17 protein-coding genes are annotated in these 20,364 nt (G+C 50.5%); 16 read left to right on the top strand and 1 reads right to left on the bottom strand.

The genetic code is table 11. From position 1 onward, the window contains the following. Positions 1–14 precede the first annotated feature (14 nt). The 13 genes from clpX (at position 15) to hemB (ending at position 15,649) form a co-directional block, all read left to right on the top strand. Positions 15–1,271 carry an ATP-dependent protease ATP-binding subunit ClpX gene (clpX, locus tag AC0YN4_RS13405; protein ID WP_091214734.1) on the top strand — a complete coding sequence of 419 codons (1,257 nt, stop codon included), beginning with the start codon at positions 15–17 and terminating at the stop codon, positions 1,269–1,271. Between the two features lie 93 nt (positions 1,272–1,364). After that, a complete protein-coding gene (gene ispG, locus AC0YN4_RS13410; RefSeq protein WP_475780210.1) occupies positions 1,365–2,486 on the top strand; it encodes a flavodoxin-dependent (E)-4-hydroxy-3-methylbut-2-enyl-diphosphate synthase in 1,122 nt (373 codons plus the stop codon). Between the two features lie 193 nt (positions 2,487–2,679). Then, the gene (gene lonB / locus AC0YN4_RS13415; protein ID WP_475780211.1) at positions 2,680–4,386 is read left to right on the top strand and encodes an ATP-dependent protease LonB; all 1,707 of its coding nucleotides are present in this window, start codon (positions 2,680–2,682) and stop codon (positions 4,384–4,386) included. An 87-nt stretch (positions 4,387–4,473) separates the two neighbouring features. Then, positions 4,474–6,828, top strand: a complete 2,355-nt coding sequence (lon, locus tag AC0YN4_RS13420) for an endopeptidase La (protein ID WP_475780212.1) — start codon at positions 4,474–4,476, stop codon at positions 6,826–6,828. A 19-nt stretch (positions 6,829–6,847) separates the two neighbouring features. Continuing rightward, positions 6,848–7,480: a ribosome biogenesis GTP-binding protein YihA/YsxC gene (yihA, locus tag AC0YN4_RS13425; protein WP_475780213.1), complete on the top strand. Its 633-nt coding sequence runs from the start codon at positions 6,848–6,850 to the stop codon at positions 7,478–7,480. Between the two features lie 165 nt (positions 7,481–7,645). Further along, on the top strand, positions 7,646–8,236 hold the full coding sequence (locus AC0YN4_RS13430) for a non-ribosomal peptide synthetase module (protein ID WP_475780214.1): 591 nt from the start codon (positions 7,646–7,648) through the stop codon (positions 8,234–8,236). Positions 8,237–8,569: 333 nt separating this feature from the next. Then, the gene (gene speD / locus AC0YN4_RS13435) at positions 8,570–8,968 is read left to right on the top strand and encodes an adenosylmethionine decarboxylase (RefSeq protein WP_090983026.1); all 399 of its coding nucleotides are present in this window, start codon (positions 8,570–8,572) and stop codon (positions 8,966–8,968) included. A gap of 169 nt (positions 8,969–9,137) precedes the next feature. Next, a complete protein-coding gene (hemA, locus tag AC0YN4_RS13440; RefSeq protein WP_475835991.1) occupies positions 9,138–10,520 on the top strand; it encodes a glutamyl-tRNA reductase in 1,383 nt (460 codons plus the stop codon). A 65-nt stretch (positions 10,521–10,585) separates the two neighbouring features. Further along, entirely contained in the window at positions 10,586–11,404 is an 819-nt protein-coding gene (locus tag AC0YN4_RS13445) for a cytochrome C assembly family protein (protein WP_475780216.1), read from the top strand. 44 nt (positions 11,405–11,448) lie between these two features. Next, a complete protein-coding gene (locus AC0YN4_RS13450) occupies positions 11,449–12,096 on the top strand; it encodes a precorrin-2 dehydrogenase/sirohydrochlorin ferrochelatase family protein (RefSeq protein ID WP_475835992.1) in 648 nt (215 codons plus the stop codon). After that, positions 12,096–13,067 carry a hydroxymethylbilane synthase gene (gene hemC / locus AC0YN4_RS13455; protein WP_475780218.1) on the top strand — a complete coding sequence of 324 codons (972 nt, stop codon included), beginning with the start codon at positions 12,096–12,098 and terminating at the stop codon, positions 13,065–13,067. The genes AC0YN4_RS13450 and hemC overlap by 1 nt, the downstream gene beginning before the upstream one ends. Beyond that, positions 13,064–14,632 carry a uroporphyrinogen-III C-methyltransferase gene (gene cobA, locus AC0YN4_RS13460; RefSeq protein WP_475835993.1) on the top strand — a complete coding sequence of 523 codons (1,569 nt, stop codon included), beginning with the start codon at positions 13,064–13,066 and terminating at the stop codon, positions 14,630–14,632. The genes hemC and cobA overlap by 4 nt, the downstream gene beginning before the upstream one ends. A gap of 18 nt (positions 14,633–14,650) precedes the next feature. After that, complete coding sequence (gene hemB, locus AC0YN4_RS13465; protein ID WP_475780220.1) at positions 14,651–15,649, top strand: porphobilinogen synthase; 999 nt, start codon at positions 14,651–14,653, stop codon at positions 15,647–15,649. 24 nt (positions 15,650–15,673) lie between these two features. Here the strand turns inward: hemB and AC0YN4_RS13470 are convergent, their stop codons facing one another. After that, positions 15,674–16,336 (bottom strand): Crp/Fnr family transcriptional regulator, encoded by a 663-nt coding sequence (locus AC0YN4_RS13470; protein WP_475780221.1) that lies wholly within the window; start codon positions 16,334–16,336, stop codon positions 15,674–15,676. A gap of 101 nt (positions 16,337–16,437) precedes the next feature. On the opposite strand from AC0YN4_RS13470, the gene hemL reads away from it, so the two are divergent. The 3 genes from hemL to AC0YN4_RS13485 all read left to right on the top strand — a co-directional run bounded on the left by hemL (position 16,438) and on the right by AC0YN4_RS13485 (position 20,032). Further along, positions 16,438–17,739 carry a glutamate-1-semialdehyde 2,1-aminomutase gene (hemL, locus tag AC0YN4_RS13475; RefSeq protein WP_475780222.1) on the top strand — a complete coding sequence of 434 codons (1,302 nt, stop codon included), beginning with the start codon at positions 16,438–16,440 and terminating at the stop codon, positions 17,737–17,739. 27 nt (positions 17,740–17,766) lie between these two features. Continuing rightward, on the top strand, positions 17,767–18,741 hold the full coding sequence (locus AC0YN4_RS13480) for an RluA family pseudouridine synthase (RefSeq protein WP_475780223.1): 975 nt from the start codon (positions 17,767–17,769) through the stop codon (positions 18,739–18,741). Between the two features lie 97 nt (positions 18,742–18,838). Further along, entirely contained in the window at positions 18,839–20,032 is a 1,194-nt protein-coding gene (locus AC0YN4_RS13485; protein ID WP_475780224.1) for a LysM peptidoglycan-binding domain-containing protein, read from the top strand. Positions 20,033–20,364 lie beyond the last annotated feature (332 nt).

The following is a 20,364-nucleotide window of genomic DNA, read 5'->3' on the forward strand; positions in this document are numbered from 1 at the left end:
AGGGGTGAAAACTCATGTTCAAATTTAACGACGAGAAGGGCCAGTTGAAATGTTCGTTCTGCGGCAAATCGCAAGATCAAGTGCGCAAGCTCGTAGCCGGACCTGGCGTCTATATATGCGATGAATGTATCGAACTATGCACGGAGATCGTTGAAGAAGAGCTCGGTCACGAAGAAGAGCTGGATCTGAAAGATATTCCGAAGCCGCGCGATATTCGCAACATTCTGGATCAATACGTTATTGGTCAGGAACAAGCGAAGAAGTCGCTTTCCGTAGCGGTATACAACCACTACAAACGCGTCAACTCGCAGAATAAACTTGAAGATGTAGAACTGCAGAAGAGTAACATTCTGCTTGTTGGTCCTACAGGCTCAGGTAAAACACTGCTTGCTCAAACGATGGCCAAAATTTTGAACGTTCCGTTCGCAATCGCGGATGCGACTTCCCTTACGGAAGCCGGCTATGTCGGTGAAGACGTTGAGAATATTTTGCTCAAATTGATTCAAGCAGCAGATTACGATGTAGAGAAAGCCGAACGCGGCATCATCTATATCGATGAAATTGATAAAGTAGCGCGCAAATCCGAGAATCCGTCGATTACACGCGACGTTTCCGGTGAAGGCGTACAGCAAGCGCTCCTCAAGATTCTTGAAGGCACAGTTGCTTCCGTACCACCGCAAGGCGGCCGTAAGCATCCGCACCAAGAATTTATTCAAATCGATACCACGAACATCTTGTTCATTTGCGGCGGAGCATTTGACGGCCTTGAGTCGCTGATCAAACGCCGGATTGGCAAGAAGGTTATCGGATTTAACGCTGCCGGAGACGGTCAGAAGGATCTGAAACCGGGTGAATATTTGTCGATGGTACTTCCGGAAGACTTGCTCAAATTCGGTCTCATTCCGGAGTTTGTCGGCCGTTTGCCTGTCATCTCGACACTAGAGCCGCTTGACGAAGGCGCGCTTGTCCGTATCCTCTCCGAGCCGAAGAATGCGCTCGTGAAGCAGTATCAGAAGCTGCTTGAGATGGACAATGTGAAGCTTGAGTTCGAAGCTGCGGCACTTGATGCCATCGCGAAAGAAGCGATTAAGCGTAATACAGGTGCACGGGGATTAAGGGCGATTATTGAAGGGCTGATGCTCGACGTGATGTACGAAGTACCTTCACGTGACGATGTAAGCAGCTGCCTGATCACAGAGAAGGTCGTTCAAGACCGGATCATGCCGGAGCTTGTTTCCAAGAAGGGCAAGAAGAAGGAAGAAAGCGCCTGATCCAATAAATAACACCTCAAATGCTTCCACCCCTGCGGCGCGGCAACACGAACCGCAGGGGTGGACTTTGACGTTCATGGGAGAGGTTACCTGATGTATTTGCGCAAAGATACAGTGCCGGTCAAAGTCGGTCCGTTGACAATTGGCGGAAGTGATGAAGTAATTATTCAAAGTATGTGCACAACCAAAACAGCGGATGTTGAAGCAACCGTTGCCGAAATCCTGCGTCTTGAAGAAGCAGGCTGTCAGGTTGTCCGGGTTACCGTCAACAACAAGGAAGCTGCCGAGGCAATCAAAGAAATCAAGAAAAGAATTCATATTCCGCTTGTCGCAGATATTCACTTCGACTACCGCCTTGCACTTGCGGCGATTGAGAATGGCGTAGATAAAGTCCGGATCAATCCGGGCAATATCGGGCGCCGCGAGAAAGTCGAAGCCGTCGTAAAGGCATGTAAAGAGAAGAATATTCCCATTCGAATCGGTGTAAATGCCGGCTCTTTGGAGAACCACTTGCTTGAGAAATATGGTTATCCAACTCCGGAAGCTATGGTGGAGAGCGCACTTTTTCATATCGGAATTCTTGAAGAATTGGATTTCCACGACATTATCGTATCGCTTAAAGCTTCTGATGTGCCGATGGCGATTGAAGCCTACCGCATGGCAGCTGAAGTGATCCGTTATCCGCTTCACCTCGGTATTACGGAAGCCGGAACGCTTCATACAGGGACGATTAAGAGTTCGGCCGGGATTGGTGCGCTGCTTGCTATGGGCATTGGTAATACCGTTCGGATCAGTCTTAGCGCGGACCCGGTAGAAGAAGTGAAAGTGGCGCGTGAATTGCTGAAGACCTTCGGTCTGATTACGAATGCTGCGACACTTGTTTCTTGCCCGACATGTGGAAGACTGGATATCGACTTGTTCTCTATCGCCAATGAGGTGGAGGACTACATCAGCAAAATCAAGGTGCCAATCAAGGTTTCCGTTCTTGGCTGCGCAGTTAACGGTCCGGGTGAAGCGCGTGAGGCGGATATCGGGATTGCAGGTGCGAGAGGCGAAGGCATGCTCTTCCGTTACGGAGAGATGATTCGCAAAGTGCCTGAGGCCGATCTGCTCTCAGAGCTGAAGAAGGAAATTGACGAGATTGTGCGCGTATTTGAAGAGACAGGCGAAATTCCGGGACGTAAGCATCAGCCCGGACCCCATGTAACCACATAGGAAAGCCATTCAAACTTTACGTATTCATAGCGATTATTCCATCCGGCCGGGGGCAATACTGAACAGTATGAGCCCCGTAAAGCCGGATTTTTTTGTTTGAAGAAAAACAGCGTAAGCCGTTTCTTTTCTTTTCAGCCTGAGAAGGATCGAAACCGCACGCGCCGCTAGTCTTCTTAAGAGAGGAGTAATTGCTATGAGTTTAAGTTTGATTTTGATGTTGATCCAGGTGTTTTTCGCTATCGTGATTGGTCTGTACTTCTGGAATTTGCTGCGCAATCAGAAAACGAATCGAACGGCTGTCGACCGGGAGTCCCGTAAAGAAATGGATAAATTGCGCAAGCTGCGCTCCGTTTCGCTAACGAAGCCGCTGTCCGAGAAAACACGCCCGCAAACGATTAATGATATTGTGGGGCAACGGGACGGTCTGAGAGCGCTCAAAGCGGCGTTGTGCAGTGCGAACCCGCAGCATGTCATTATTTACGGCCCTCCGGGTGTTGGTAAAACCGCTGCCGCACGGGTTGTACTGGAGGAAGCGAAGAAGAACCCGACCTCGCCGTTCTTGCAGGATGCGAAATTTACGGAGATCGATGCCACAACGGCTCGTTTCGACGAGCGTGGAATTGCGGATCCGCTCATTGGATCTGTGCATGATCCGATCTATCAAGGGGCAGGCGCAATGGGGGTCGCAGGTATTCCTCAGCCGAAGCCCGGGGCCGTAACCAAGGCGCATGGCGGGATGCTGTTTATTGATGAAATAGGTGAATTGCATCCGATTCAGATGAATAAGTTGTTAAAAGTACTGGAAGATCGCAAGGTGTATCTCGAAAGTGCTTATTACAACTCAGAGGATAACAATATCCCGATGTATATCCATGATATCTTCCAAAATGGTTTGCCCGCTGATTTCCGGCTTGTAGGCGCTACGACGCGTTCACCGCAGGAGCTGCCTCCGGCGCTTCGCTCACGCTGCATGGAGATTTATTTCCGCCCGCTGCTTCCGGATGAAATATCGCAAATTGCAGTAAATGCGCTGAAGAAGATCGGCTTGCCGCCTTCTCAAGAAGCCATCGATGTTGTAACGCGTTATGCAACGAATGGCCGCGAAGCCGTGAACGTGATCCAACTTGCCGCTGGACTTGCGCTTTCGGAGAAACGCGATACGATTTCGGCCTCTGATATTGAATGGGTCGTCAATAGCAGTCAAATTCCGCCGCGTCCTGACCGCAAAGTGCCGTCAGCGCCACAAGTCGGCTTCGTGAACGGACTGGCCGTATACGGACCGAATATGGGAACGCTGCTTGAGATCGAGGTAAGCGCAATTGGAGCAAGAGCCGGCAAAGGTGTGTATACCATCACAGGTGTTGTAGACGAGGAAGAACTGGGCGGCGGAAGCAGCAGAACGCTCAGACGCAAAAGCATGGCCAAAGGCTCCATCGAGAACGTGCTTACTGTACTTAGAAGAATGGGCATGAAACCGGAAAATTACGATTTACACATTAACTTCCCTGGTGGGACGCCGATTGACGGGCCGTCTGCCGGTGTTGCAATGGCAACAGCAATTGCATCTGCCATTAAAGGGGAGCCCATCAGCAATAAGCTTGCTATGACCGGTGAGGTGGGTATTCACGGAAATGTGAAGCCTGTCGGCGGCGTGCTTGCCAAAGTAGAGGCGGCCTTCCAAGCCGGGGCAGATACCGTATTGATCCCGAGAGAGAACTGGCAGGCGATCTTCGCTGATTTGCAAGGTGTGCAGGTTATTCCTGTCGAGCATGTGGATGAGGTATTCCGCCACGTGTTTGGCGCAGAAGATACCCAAATGCAGTCTGCTTCTCAGGCACCTGCAGCCGACGTATTTATCGCAACCGGACTGCCCTATTTGCAGGCGGATTCCGTTGAGTGATAAAATGGATGAAAGCCCTAAGACTTAAGGCCGAGGGAATCGGTTACGAAAGATCTGTGAGGAAGCTTCAAAGACGGAGGTGCTGGAATGGGACCTGCTAAATGGAAAGGTCGTCGTATGCCCCTGCTGCCGCTTCGGGGGCTGCTTGTATACCCCAGCATGGTGCTGCATCTGGATGTAGGCAGGGAGAAATCAGTGCGAGCCCTGGATCGCGCAATGCTGGACGACCATATGATTTTGCTATGTTCGCAATCGGAAGTGAATATTGAAGAGCCGTCGCAGGAAGACATCTACCGGGTCGGCACGGCTGCAAGAGTCAGACAGATGCTCAAGCTGCCAAACGGTACAATCCGCGTACTGGTGGAAGGCGTTGTCCGTGCCGAAATTGTAGATTATTTGCCGAATGATGACTACTACGAGGTCACGATTAAAGAGCTGCCGGAGGCGGAATCGACAGATCCGGAGATTGATGCACTCATGCGGACGGTACTCAACCAGTTCGAGCATTACATCAATTTGTCGAAGAAAGTGACGCCGGAGACGCTGGCGGCTGTCTCGGATATTGATGAGCCGGGCAGACTTGCCGACGTGATTTCCAGCCATCTGTCGCTCAAGATCAAGGATAAGCAAGATATTCTTGAAACGATTGATGTGCGGGATCGGCTCGAGCGCCTGCTCGATATTTTGAATAACGAGCGAGAAGTGCTGGAGCTGGAACGCAAGATCAGTCAGCGTGTGAAGAAGCAGATGGAGAAAACACAGAAGGAATACTATTTGCGCGAGCAAATGAAAGCCATCCAGAAGGAGCTCGGCGAGAAAGAAGGCCGTGCAGGCGAAGTGGAAGAGCTTCGTGCTCAGATGGCGGACTCCGGTATTCCGGATAAAGTGAAAGAGAAGGTCGAGAAGGAAATCGACCGTCTGGAGAAGATGCCATCGACTTCTGCCGAAGGCGGTGTCATCCGCAATTATATTGATTGGCTCCTTTCCTTACCTTGGAACAAGCTGACGGAAGATGATCTGAACGTGGCGAAAGCGGAAGGGATCCTCAACGAGGATCATTACGGACTCGAGAAGCCGAAGGAACGTGTGCTGGAATACTTAGCGGTACAGCAGCTCGTGAAGAAGCTGAAAGGCCCGATTCTCTGCTTGGTTGGCCCTCCGGGTGTTGGTAAAACCTCCATGGCTCGGTCTATCGCGAAGTCGCTTGGCAGACAGTTCGTACGTATTTCGCTTGGCGGCGTACGCGACGAAGCTGAAATTCGCGGTCATCGCCGTACATACGTAGGCGCGATGCCGGGCCGTATCATTCAAGGCATGAAGTCGGCGGGATCGCTCAATCCGGTGTTCTTGCTAGATGAAATCGATAAGATGGCAATGGATTTCCGCGGCGATCCTGCTTCGGCACTGCTTGAAGTACTTGATCCCGAACAGAACAATACGTTCAGCGATCATTTTATCGAAGTGCCGTTCGATCTCTCCAATGTCATGTTCGTGACGACGGCCAATGCGATTCACAACATTCCAAGGCCCTTGCTCGATCGGATGGAAGTGCTGTACATTCCCGGCTACACGGAGCTTGAGAAGCTGCAAATTGCCAATCGTTATCTGCTTCCGAAGCAGAAACGGGAGCATGGCTTACTTGAAGAGCAAGTGGATCTCGGAGAAGACGGCTTGCTTCAAATCATTCGCGAGTACACAAGAGAATCCGGTGTGCGTAATCTGGAGCAGCAAATTGCGGCGATGTGCCGGAAAGCTGCGAAAGCCATCGTGACGGATGAGAATGTAACTCCGATTGTAGTCGACTCTGCGAGGATAAAAGAGTGGCTCGGACCGTCCAAGTTCCGGTACGGTATGGCCGAGGTCGAGAATCAGATCGGCGCCGTTACAGGCCTTGCTTGGACCGAGGTTGGCGGCGATACGCTCGTAATTGAGGTAACGGTGCTGCCGGGCAGTGGGAAGCTCACACTGACTGGTAAGCTCGGCGATGTCATGAAGGAATCTGCGCAGGCAGCCTTCAGCTATACGCGTTCCCGTGCGAATGAGTTCGGTATTGACCCGCAATTCCATGAGAAGAATGATATCCATATCCATATTCCTGAAGGTGCGATTCCGAAGGACGGACCGTCTGCAGGCATTACGATGGCGACGGCACTTATTTCTGCTCTAACCAATCGTCAGGTGGATAAAGAAGTAGCGATGACCGGAGAGATAACGCTTCGCGGCCGCGTTCTGCCGATTGGCGGTCTCAAGGAGAAATCGCTCGCAGCGCACCGGGCGGGCATCAAGAAGGTGCTGATTCCCAAAGACAATGAGCGTGACTTGCGTGACATACCAGACAGCGTCAGAGCCGATTTGGAGTTCGTTCCGGTCAGTTCGATGGATGAGGTTATCAAACACGCGCTCGTGAAGGTGGAGGCAGCAGCACCGGTACAGACGCATTAAGAAAGCAGGTTGCTTAAACGTGAAGATTATGAATGTAGAATTTGTTATATCCGCCGTAAGGCCGGATCAATATCCAGTAGATGCCTTGCCAGAGTTCGCTCTGGCAGGGCGTTCTAATGTCGGCAAATCATCACTCATCAACAAGATGATTATGCGCAAAGGGTTAGCCAGAACGAGCTCGCAGCCGGGCAAGACGCAGCAGCTAAACTATTACCGCGTGAACAACGAAGTGTATTTGGTCGATTTCCCCGGCTACGGCTATGCCAAAGTATCGAAAGTACAGCGTGCACAGTTCGGCACGATGATTGAAACCTTCCTCAGCGACCGCGAGCCGCTGCATATGGTTTTCCTTATTGTCGATATCCGTCACGAGCCATCCGTAGATGACTGCCTGATGTACGACTGGCTGAAGCATTATGAAATTCCGGTTTGCGTCGTGACAACGAAGGCGGATAAGATTCCGAAGAGCAAGTGGGACAAGCACGTGAAGATGGTGAAGAAGAAGCTGGGCTTCCAGACGGGAGATTACCATGTTCTCTTCTCTTCCGAGACAGGTCTCGGCCGCGATGAGCTTTGGGCAATCATAAATCAATCGATAGCGGAAACAAGCGAAGAAGCGGAAGAAACGGAAGAAGTTTCAATCGAAAAGTGAGGATAACGTATAAAAGCAACGACTCTTCGTAAAATCTCCTTGATTATTCAGAAATATGCGTGAATATCGCGAATGGGCGGCAGGAATAAACCGCTTCGATCGGGTATAATATAGGTAAGCAACTGATTTACAAACGCGTTACTTTATAGAATTGAGGAGATTTTTATGGCTCAGCGGATAGCCACGGAGTATGTCAATGCTTCTCTGCAATTAACGGCTGAAGAGATGGCGGGATTTGTCCGGTTTTTTGAAGACCAGCATATTAAGCAGCAGGTGCGGGTACTGGAGAACGGCAATCACGAGATGGTTCTCGAGGACGACGCAGGACGAGAAGAAGTCCGCCTTACTTTCGAACGTAAGCAAGATTTGTACGTATGCGCACTTTCGTGCCGTATCGTACATCCGAGACTTACGAACGCAATGCGCAAAGCGGTATCGCTGTTCCGCGGAGATGCAGTCGTCAATCGCATTTATCCACATTATACGATGATCTATCATTATGCTGAAGGAACTGTTCGCAAAATTGTCGAAATCAAGAACAATGAGTCGAGAGTGATCTTTGAATTCAAAGATACGATCGGTCAGCTTGAAGCGACTTTCCGCGTGAACGATATCGAGAACGAAATTGAAATCGTGCAAGGCGCGATTAATCAATTGCTCGATTTACGCAACCAATGCAGTGATCGCGGGCAAATATCGCTTATCGATCAACGTCTGGCACAGCATGCAAGAGCGCTGTTCTTGATGGAGGCGTAAGCAAAACCGTAGAGAATCATTCTTCTAAAGCCGCTCATATGCGGCTTTTTTTATTTGTGTTAAATTTGTAGAGGGCCATCACCAGCTCATCAATTCGCACATACGTTGTTTACTGGAGTTTACAGCATGTTGTCAACTTAATTCTGCCCAAAAAAAACTGTTGCATTTCTGAGCGATAGATGTTATTTTTATTTTCGTTGCAATGAATAGGAACCAGGATTCACTCAGGACATGGTAATGTTGCGAGAGGAAAGTCCCTCGGGCAGTGAATGACGTAGGTCCTAGCGGATGAAATTACAAAACATTTTATTCCTAGGAAGGGGGAACCGAGAGATGGAATACTCAACTTTCGGAAGACACGTTGCTGTTGACACTTGGGGTGTGGATTTTGACCTGCTCAACAACGCGGAATTTTTACAAGCCCAAATGGTAGAGGCTGCGGAAGCATGCGGCGCTACAGTACTCTCAGTTCAAGCGAAACAATTTGAGCCACAAGGCGCAACAGTGCTCGTACTGCTGTCAGAAAGTCATCTTTCCATTCACACGTATCCTGAGAGAGGCTTCGCTGCTCTTGATTGCTATACATGTGGAGAAACAGTCGATCCGCAATTGGCGATTGACTACATGATGTCTGTTTTGAAACCAAAAGTAACACATGCTAAGAAGCTAGTTCGCGGTATGGGTGAATTGCAAGTCGTGGAAGCGGATATGAAGCAAGTTGAACTTGTGTAGCATTTTCATATGACTAAAGAGGGGCCATGGAGAAATCCGTGGTCTTTTTTGATGCTATAAACCAAGCCGCGCGTTTTCAAACAATTTTCATATTTGCAGGGGTACATCATGACTAACTGTGCTATACTAAATGATGAAAAAATGATTAGTGAAGGGCAGGTGAACGCGCATGCACATTATAGTCGTCGGTCTTAATTATCGCACAGCACCGGTTGAAGTGAGGGAAGGTTTTACATTTTCCGAACGAGATCTGCCTGAGGCACTTGAGCAGTTGAAGCAAACGAAGAGCATTATGGAAGGTGTCATTGTTGCGACCTGTAACCGCACTGAATTGTATGCTGTTGTTGACCGTCCGACGTTGTGCGGACATTATATACGCAGTTTCATGGAGAAATGGTTTAATACGCCGAGACAGCAGTTTACCTCGGATCTATATATGTATGAGGATGAGAAGGCGATTGACCATCTGTTCCGTGTCACTTGTGGACTAGATTCTATGGTCATTGGCGAGACGCAGATTCTGGGTCAAGTCAAGAATGCATTCCTACTTGCGCAGCAGCAGAAAACTACAGGCACATTGTTTAATACGATATTTAAACAAGCTGTAACGCTTGCGAAGAAGGCACATTCGGATACAGCTATCGGTGAAGCCGCGGTTTCAGTCAGCTACGCAGCTGTAGAGCTGGGTAAACGGATCTTCGGACAATTTAACGGCAAGACGGTCATGATCGTCGGCGCCGGCAAGATGAGTGAATTAACCGCTAAGCATTTGTACGCGAACGGTGTGGAACGGGTGTTTGTCGTCAATCGGACCTATGACCGTGCCGTGCAGCTGGCAGATAAATTCAACGGAACTCCGCTGTCAATGGCAGATGCGATTTCACGTTTGCATGAAGCGGATATCGTTATCAGCTCGACCGGTTCAGATGGCTATGTACTTGGTCGTGAGCAGGTTGCAGCAGCCATGCAGAAACGTAAATCCCGTCCGCTCTTTATGATTGATATTGCCGTGCCGCGTGATCTTGATCCTGCTATCGCATCGGTTAAGAACGTGTTCCTGTACGATATCGATGATCTGGAAGGCATCGTGGAAAGCAACATGGAGCAGCGCCGTACGGAGGCTGCTAAGATTGAAACGATGATTGCATCTGAGCTGGATGTGTACCGCGGATGGTACAAAACATTAGGCGTTGCACCGCTGATTCGTGCGCTGCAGGATAAAGCGACTGACATCCATGCGGAAACGATGGACAGCTTGGCGAACAAGCTCCCTGATTTAAGCGAGCGCGAGCTTAAAGTCATCCACAAGCTGACGAAGAGCATCGTCAACCAAATGATGCATGATCCGATTCTGCGCATTAAAGAAATGGCAGGAGAGAAGCATGCTGACGAGGCAATGGATATGTTCGTGAAACTATTCGCCTTGGAAGACACGCTTGAACAAACGAAGAACAACGCAGAGCAGCGTAATCCGGCTGGGGTTAAAGAAGTCCCATCGAGCGGAGATGCAAAGCCGGTACTTAAAGGTACAATTGCGGCAATTACTACCTAGAATTCTGCGAATAAGCAGGATTCTAGGTTACCAGATAACTTGTTCAAAGTTTGCGGAGGCCATCTATGGTTACACAAAATTGGTTTTATGATGGAATGCTGTATATCTATGCCCTGAGCCTTCTGTTTTACTTCTCTGATTTCGTTGATCGAAATCGGCAAGCGAAACAAGTGGGAACAGGGCTGCTTATTTTCGTCTGGGTGCTGCAAACAGGCTTTATCGTGAATCGCATCATCTCGCATCTGGACATGACCAACATCTCGTTGTTTGAATATTTGCTCGTTTTCTCTTGGCTGCTTATCACGGTTTCACTTGTGATGAGCCGTTTTTTTAGGATGGAGTTTATCGTCTTCTTCGTGAATGTGATCGGGTTCGCAGTACTAACCGTCAATTTGTTCGGCATCGGCTCAGGCGCATCCCTGGAGAGATGGGAATTGGCGCAGAACATGCTGGTCGTTCATATCATTCTGATGATCCTGGCGTATGCGGCGCTGACAATCAGCGGTATTTTCTCAGGGATGTATATGTTCCTGTTTGCTCGTCTCAAAGGCAAGCAGTGGACTAAGAGCATGCAGAGAATGCCGAGTTTGGATGTAGCGGATCGCTTCATGTTCAGGGCTGCTCTGATCGGCACGCCGCTGCTGACCTTATCGCTCGCTGTGGCTGTCACTTCGATTCTCGTAGAAGGCCGCTATGGACTTTTACTTGATTTGAAAGTTATTTCATCTTTTATAGCATTGTCGATTTACATCTGGAATTTGTTAGGACACCGCTGGTTTGACGGTTCAGGCTGGAAGTTCGCACGGCTGAATTTGATCAGCTACGGCGTCATGCTGCTCAATGTATTGATGAATCAAGCGTCTAATTTTCACGGCTGGTCTTAAGGGGAGCCAAGGAGTTGGTTGCAATCGAGAAGACCTATTATCCAATGATGGTGAATCTTCAGGGAAAGCGCTGTGTCGTGGTTGGAGGCGGCTCCGTTGCCGAACGTAAAGTGCAAGGACTGCTGAATGGAGGAGCGGATCGTGTAGAGGTCATTGCATCCGCTGCTTCATCTGCGCTTCAAGAGCTTGCCGGTGCAGGGTCTATCCAGCTAGTGCAAAGGGAATACAGGGAAGGGGATCTCCCAGGAGCGATGCTTGTTATTGCTGCGACGAACTATCGTCAGGTGAATAAAGAAATCGCAGCTTTAGGGGACCGACTCGGTATATTCGTAAATGTTGCCGATCTTGGCGAAGAAGGCAGCTTCGTTACACCATCAACTGTAAGACGCGGTGAATTGCTCTTAGCTGTAACGACAGGTGGGGCGAGCCCTGCTCTGGCAGCAATAATGAAGCGGCGGCTTGCCAAGCAATTTAACGCATGTTTAGGAGATTACGTCGAAGGGCTTCGATTGCTGCGAGCGCGAGTGCTGTCGAGCGGCTTGAACCCGGAGCTTAGAACTACTCTATTGCGACTGGCTGCAGAAGAGGTTGCACAACAAGCAGAACGAACCGATGGACGAGTTACCTATACAGAGAATCAGATCGACGAATGGATGAGCAGGCTGCTTCAAGCGGCTGAGAGGAGCAAATAATGATGTCCCACAACTATGAAGAACCCCGTGTCATTGTAGTCGGTACACGGCAGAGCGCACTTGCTTTGACGCAAACCGGTCAAGTTATAGATCAGCTTAAAGCACTTAGTGAGCAGCATGGACTGCCGTTTACGTTCGAAATTCGCAAAATCTTGACCAAGGGCGATCGTATTCTGGATGTGACCTTATCCAAGGTCGGCGGGAAAGGTCTGTTCGTTAAAGAGATCGAGCAGGCATTGTTTGATAAAGAGATTGATTTAGCCGTACATAGTATGAAGGATATGCCCTATGAGCTCCCGGAGGGATTAATGAATGGCGCGGTTCCTAAGCGGGTTGACCCGAGGGATTGTATCATTACGTCGAATGGTTATACATTCTCGGACTTGCCTAAAGGGGCAAAGGTTGGGACAAGCAGCCTGCGTCGTTCAAGCCAGCTGAAGAACGCTCGTCCGGATCTGCAGATCGAATCCATTCGGGGCAATATTGATTCCAGAATCAAGAAGCTGGAGAGCGAAGGTTTCGACGCGATCGTACTGGCAGCAGCAGGGCTTCACCGTATGAGCTGGGAGGAGAAAATCTCATCCTATCTGCCAGAAGATCTGTGCGTGCCTGCCGTCGGTCAAGGTGCCCTTGGCATCGAATGCAGAACGGATGATGCAGAGGTTCGTCACCTGCTGTCCCTTCTTAATGATCCGCTCACAGCACTTACCGTATCCGCAGAACGCAGTTTCCTCGGAGCTCTTAACGGAGGCTGTCAGATTCCGATTGGAGCACATGCCACAATTGTGGAGACAGCTGAGAATGGTGAAACTTGTCTGCTCGAGCTGACGGGAATTGTCGGTTCTCCGGATGGCGGTATTTTGCTCAAAGAAACGTTACGTGGACAAGATCCGGTAGCATTGGGATTACAAACTGCAGAAGCACTCAAAGCAAGAGGAGCAGATCGTATTTTAGCAGAAGTAAGGGGATGAACGTTTTGCTGAAGGGGAAGAGCAAAGGGAAAGTCTACTTGGTTGGTGCCGGACCCGGCGATCCAAAGCTGATTACACTGCGTGGAAAAGAATGCATAAGCAAATGCGATGTCGTTGTTTATGATCGCCTGGCCAGTCCGAGACTGCTTCGGTATTTAAAGCCGGGGGCTGAGAAAGTATACGTGGGAAAGCTGCCGGATCGGCACACCATGAAACAAGAAGACATTAATCAGCTGCTTGTGGATCTGGCGCTCGAGGGTAAGATCGTGACCCGTCTGAAAGGCGGCGATCCCACTATCTTCGGACGTGTCGGTGAAGAGGCTGAGTTGCTGTATCACAATAACGTCGAGTTCGAAATCGTGCCAGGCATCACCTCAGCCATTGCGGTACCGGCTTATGCGGGAATCCCTGTGACCCATCGTGATTTGGCGTCCTCCTTATCGATTATTACCGGGCACGAAAGTCCGGATAAGCTCGATCAATCCATCCATTGGGACAAAGTTACTCTTGCTACGGGGACACTTGTTTTCTTGATGGGAGTTGCGAAGATCGGCTATATAGCAGAACAGCTTATCAAGAATGGCAAGCCTGCAGAGACTCCTGTTGCTCTGATTCGCTGGGGAACAAGGGTAGAGCAAAGAACGGTTACGGGCACGCTGGAAACGATTGAGGAAATCGTCAAAGCGGCCAACTTCCAGCCTCCGGCAGTCATTGTCGTCGGTGATGTGGTCAAACAGCGAGAAAAGCTGCAGTGGTATGAACGTAAGCCGCTGTTTGGAACGCGTGTACTGATTACAAGGGCAAGAGCGCAAAGCAGCGATTTGGCGGAACAGATTGAGGAGCTCGGCGGTGAGCCATGCGAGTTCCCTGTCATTGAGACTCGTGAGCCTACGGAAACAGCTATTGTGGACACGGTTCACAACGCACTGAATGAAGCAGGGCAATTCGACTGGATTATGTTTACGAGTGTGAATGGTGTAGACTATTTCTTCAACTGGTTAAGCAAGCTGCGTATTGATATCAGACGGTTCCACAAGGCGCGTATCGCCGCTGTTGGACCTAAGACAGCCGAAGCGCTGGAGAAACGCGGATTATTCGTTGATGTGCTGCCTGTGAAGTTCCAGGCCGATGATTTATTGGATAGCTTGTCGGAACACTTGGTAGCCGGTCAACGCGTACTGCTGCCAAGAGGTGACCTCGCGCGTGAAGTTCTTCCGCGAGAGCTGAAGGCAAAGGGGTTAACTCCTGTTGAAATCGATGTTTATGAAACGGTACTGGCGGATAACCAGGATGAAGAGACGCTTGAGCTGCTTCAGAAACGAAGCGTTCATGTCATTACGTTTGCCAGCTCCTCTACCGTTACCAACCTATTCGAAGTATTGCGTCGCATGGGGGTCGATGATCCTCTTGAACTGTTGCAAGGAATAGATATCGCCTGCATCGGCCCGGTTACGGCGAAGACGGCTGAAGAAGCCGGACTGAAAGTTACCATACAGCCGCAGGATGCAACCATTGACGGACTTATTGATGCTATAGCCGAGTCGCGGCTTGTGCATCGCAATTAAGAAGGAGGCTTTCCGATTATGGCATTTCCAATTACAAGAAACCGCAGACTGCGCTCATCAGGCGCACTGCGATCGCTGGTGCGCGAAACGCATTTGTCAGTAGACGACTTCATATATCCGTTATTTGTTACACATGGCACTGGTGTGAAGGAAGAGATTTCTTCGATGCCGGGCGTTTATCATCTGTCCCTTGACCTGCTCCGGCAGGAAGTGGCTGCGGTCGTTGAATCAGGCGTCAAAGCCGTGCTGCTCTTCGGCGTTCCGGATTCGAAAGATGCTGTCGGTTCCTCTGCGTACGATCCGAACGGGATCGTTCAACAAGCAACCAGAGCCATTAAAGAATGGGCACCTCAGCTTCTGGTTGTAGCAGATACGTGTTTGTGCCAATTCACGGACCACGGCCATTGCGGCATGATTCATCATGATGCCCATACCGGCAATGCTTTTATTGACAATGATTCTTCGCTGGAGTTGTTAGTGAAAACAGCCGTTTCCCAAGCACAAGCAGGTGCAGATATTATCGCGCCATCCAACATGATGGACGGATTTGTCGGAGCGATTCGCGAAGGATTGGATGCGGCGGGCTACGATATGGTGCCGATTATGTCCTACTCGGTTAAATATGCTTCGGCTTTCTACGGGCCGTTCCGTGAAGCTGCTCATTCCACTCCGCAATTCGGTGACCGCAAGACGTATCAAATGGACCCGGCAAACGCGCGTGAAGCGCTGCGTGAGGCTGAGGCGGACATTATCGAAGGGGCAGACTTCCTTATGGTGAAGCCTGCGCTTGCCTACATGGATGTCATTCGGATGCTGAAAGAGCATTTTGACCTGCCGATTGCAGCGTACAACGTGAGTGCTGAATATTCCATGGTTAAAGCGGCTGCGGCGAACGGCTGGATCGATGAGCGTGCAGTTGTTCTCGAGACATTAACAGGTATGAAGCGCGCAGGTGCCGATCTGATCATTACTTACCATGCTTTGGATGCAGCACGCTGGCTGCGGGGCGAAGCGTAAGCCATATAAAAAGCCTGAACGGTGTTAACCGTTCAGGCGAGCCAGGTCGAGCTTGTATTCGTTTAGGCCAAACGTTAATATTCTGCGATCCTCAAGGTCTCTAAGCACTTGAGAAAGTGCCAGCTTGGCTACACCGGCCATTTGAGCGAGTTCATCGTAGTTGAGCGGCATTTTGATCGTGATGATGTTTCCTGCTCGTGTGCCATGTCGATTAGCCATCAGAATGACATTCTTCAGCACGCGAGTCCGCGAATCCACAAAGGTAAGATCGTAGACATGCTGATTGGTGTCACGCAGTCTGCGGCAAAGCTCCGTCATAATATGGCGCGTAATCTCGAATTGCTCGCGAAGCAGGGCATGAAAGTCATTGGCGGAGATCACAAGCAGTGTCGAGCCTTCCAGCGTTTGAGCAGATGCTGAGCGGGGACGACCGTCGAGCAGCGACAGCTCGCCGAAGCTTTGACCCGATTGAATCAGCGATAATACTTTCTCGTCACCGGAAGAACTGCGCGTATAAATCTTAATGGAGCCTTTAAGCAAAATATAAAAGGCTGCCCCAGGATCTTTCTCTTGAAAGAGCACAGTGTTAGGCGTGAATGTTTGTTTTTGAGCAATCAACAGTATTCGCTGCAGCTGATCTTCGTTTAAATTTTCAAATAGCTGTACTTGCTTAAGCAAATCAATCACTATGACCAGCCTCTCCCTCTGAACTGCACAACAGTTATAACCTGATAATCTCTTAGCAGTTTACCATACGAAAGTCACATTTTAACAGGCAGGTGCGAGAAATGAGCGAAAAGAATCATATTAGAGCGGATGAACGCTCCAAAGAAGCTTTTGCACGCGCGAAAAAAGTCATTCCGGGCGGCGTGAACTCTCCGGTTCGGGCCTTCAAGTCCGTCGGCTTAAATCCGGTCTATATGGACCGTGGCGAAGGCTACAGAGTCTATGATATCGACGGAAACAGCTATATCGATTATGTAGCATCTTGGGGACCGCTTATTATGGGTCATGCCCATCCGGACGTAATCGAAGCCATTAAGAAAACGGCTGAGAAAGGCACCAGCTTCGGCGCTCCGACTGAAATCGAGACGTTAATGGCGGAGCTCGTCTGCGAGCGTGTACCATCCGTAGAAATCGTACGTATGGTCAATTCCGGTACAGAAGCGACAATGAGTGCGCTTCGCTTGGCTCGCGGTTACACGAAACGCAGCAAAATCCTGAAATTCGAAGGCTCCTATCACGGACATGCCGACAGCTTGCTAATTAAAGCAGGTTCAGGCGTAGCGACGCTTGGCTTGCCCGACAGCCCCGGCGTACCGGAGAGCGTAGCTTCTCATACGCTAACGGTACCTTACAACGACCTTGCTTCAGTGAAACTGGCATTTGAAAGCTTCGGCGAAGAGATTGCTTGCATCATCGTTGAGCCGGTTGCCGGCAATATGGGCGTTGTTCCTCCGCTTCCCGGCTTCCTGCAAGGGCTGCGCGAGGTTACCGAGCAGTACGGCAGCCTGCTGATCTTCGACGAGGTTATGACCGGCTTCCGCGTTCACATGAACTGTGCACAAGGCTTATACGGCATAACGCCGGATCTCACTTGCCTTGGCAAAGTAATCGGCGGAGGCTTGCCGGTAGGCGCATACGGCGGTAAACGCGAGATTATGGAAATGATGGCGCCAAGCGGTCCGATCTATCAAGCAGGAACGCTCTCCGGCAATCCGCTTGCGATGGCGGCGGGCTTCACAACGCTTAGTCTACTGACTCCGCAAACCTATGAGCACATGGAGCGGATGGCGGTTCGTTTGCAGCGCGGCTTTGAAGCCAACGCAGCGAAACACGGTATTCCAAGCACGATTAACCGCGTCGGATCGATGGTTTGTCCGTTCTTTACAGAGCAGCATGTCATCAATTACGATACGGCCAAGACTTCTGATCTGGAGCGCTTTAAAGTTTATTTTGCAGCCATGCTGGATCTTGGCATCAGCATTGCACCTTCGCAATTTGAAGGGATGTTCGTCTCCGGCATTCACGATGAAGCAGCCATTGATGCGACCATTGCGGCGCATGATGAGGCGTTTCGTCGCTTGTAATAAGCGTATTGTAGGAGCTGAGCTATAATGGGACAATCGATGAGCTATGAACGCAGCGGGGAGTGGCTGAAGCTGCCTTCGGAAACGCTGGCAAGCTTCGCTGCTTCCACGCAAGCTGTTCGAGTAATAGAGGCCGGGAGCCATCCGCATCATGTGCGGCAGTGGCTGCTGGCCCTTGGTTTATTTCCGGAGAAATGGCTGAACCGGCTGTTCTCTGTTGGCGGCATTCAGATGGAGGGGAGCAGCATTCTGCTGCGCACCTTTATTGCTGCGGATGCAGGCAGTGATGCGATCTTCCGTATGCTCTCGCAAGGAGATGCAGCATCAAGTGCTTCTCTTCATGCCGGCGTGCTCTTCTATGATGATTGGTGCCTTGTGATGGATAAGCCTGCTGGGATGCCCGTACATCCTTCTGCACCGGGTCAGCGGGGAACGCTGGACGAAGAGGCGGCGCGCACAGGACAGCTTCGCGGGGATGGTTTGCCTGCCAAGCATATCCATCGACTGGACGATGATACGGCAGGTCCGGTTCTTTACGCGAGAAATGAGTTGGCCCAGCTGCGGCTGGACGAGGCGATGCGAGAGAAAACCATCGGCAGGCAATATGTTGCTTTGGTGCAAGGCGTATTGAAACGGAATCGGGGCATCATTAACGAGCCGATAGGCAAAGATCGTCATCATAATGGACGTCGGAGAGTTTCGCCGGGTGGTGAGCACGCGATTACTCATTATGAAACCATTGAAGCATACAAAGGCTCTTCACTTGTCCGAGTATGGCTGGAAACCGGGCGGACGCATCAAATTCGCGTACATATGAGTCATCTGGGACATCCGCTTGTTGGGGATACGCTCTATGGCGGCTCAGACAGCAAGCTTCGTCATCAGGCTCTTCGAGGAGAACAGCTGACATTTCGACATCCCTGGACGAATGAGGAGACGGTTTTGTCCGCAACCGAGCCGGATTGGTTTACGGAGGTCCGCGAGCGGTACGCTTCTCTGTGAAAATCGTAGTCATGCCTACCCACCCCTTGCCATATAGATAAATAGGGAAGAAAGCTGTAACCAAGCTTCTTGACAAGGGGAAAGGAGGACGACAAGCGTGCCCAGTCCGTCTAGTGGTTTGCGATTTGACATCTATGAACGTGTGCATTTGCCCGAAGAGGTAGCGGCGATCGATGAGCTTGACGAGATCGAGCTTGTGCCGAGAATCGGGATTGTTCAGCAAGACGAGCAGGTTTTATTAAAAGGCCATTTGCTCCTTACAGGCGTTTATCGCGCACAGAATGAGCCTTTAGCCGAACAATCTCTGGAGCATTGGATTCCTGTCGAAATTACGCTGCCTTTGAATCGTATTCATCGATTGGATGACATTTCCGTTGAGATCGATAACTTTGACGTGGATTTGCTCTCCACTCGAACACTCAACATTACGGGGGTTCTCTCGTTATTAGGCATCGAAATCGAGCAATCAGAGCCCGCCGAATCCTGGCAGCGTGAAGAACCCATTACAGTCGTTCATTCTAGGGAAACCGAGGAAGCGCCGCGATTCACACAATATGATTACGAGCAGCAGCGTTTAGCGGCAGAATATGAACGGCAAGCCGTAGAGGAAGCAGCTCTGCGCGAGGCGGCCGAGAACGAGGCCATCGCAGCAAGAGCATCGGCTTGGGCGAGGGAGCAGGAGAGACAGGAAGCGCTGAATCGTGAAGCTCATGCTGCCTTATTTCAAGTTCCGATCGCCGAGCCTACTGTGTATGAACCGAGCCAGATAGCGGTCAATGCCGGTGCGTCTGAACAGCAGGAGGCTTTCATTCCTGCTGCAGCTGCTGAGCGTGATCCCCAGGTTCGCCCGCAAGCACAAGAAGTCCAGCAGTACGGCGACGTCTCTGTTTCTGAGGCAGAAGCCTCCCGCAAGGAGATGCGCGTCGCACTCGCAAGCAAGCAAGCCGAGGATGAGGCCGAGCAGCAGTCTGCCGGCGGAGTCGGGTTCAGGGCGCTGCTGCAATCGAGCCGCAGAGAACAGGAAGCCAGAGCCGCTGCCGAGCAAGTTGCAGAAGCGAAGGCTGCGGAAGCCCGCAAATCGAGCGGTGACGAGATTGAGTGGAAGAACTTGTTCTATGGAAGAGCAAGCGATGAACAATCGTTCCGGAAGCTGCGTATCTGCATCGTACAGCGAGAAGAGACGCTTGATGCCATAGCAGGACGCTACCAGCTGCAAGCCCGTGAGATCGCGCTTTACAACCGACTCTCTGATCAAAGCGTCAGTGAGGGCCAGGTGCTCTATATTCCATAGTCCAACATGATGACGCAGGACTCGATCGTTATACTTAATTGAGAAGCCCCTTTAGGAATGACCTTACACGGTCCCTGGAGGGGCTTTTTGCCAGTTGTGGATAGCTCGAATTAGGCCGCTATCCTGCTGGGATTGACGTATACAAATAATAACGTGTATGATAGAAAAAATAGGGTAATACTTTTATTATAATGAACGTTGATGGGGAAGATTGGCAGGAATACCTTCAGAGAGCAGAACCGCTGCGCTGAGAGGTTCTGTAGGATATGAACTGCGATTTGTCGCCCCGGAGTTGCTGGATGAGCGGAGTGTATTTTCTTCGTAAGTACCGG

This window comes from Paenibacillus sp. J22R3, from assembly GCF_056269305.1.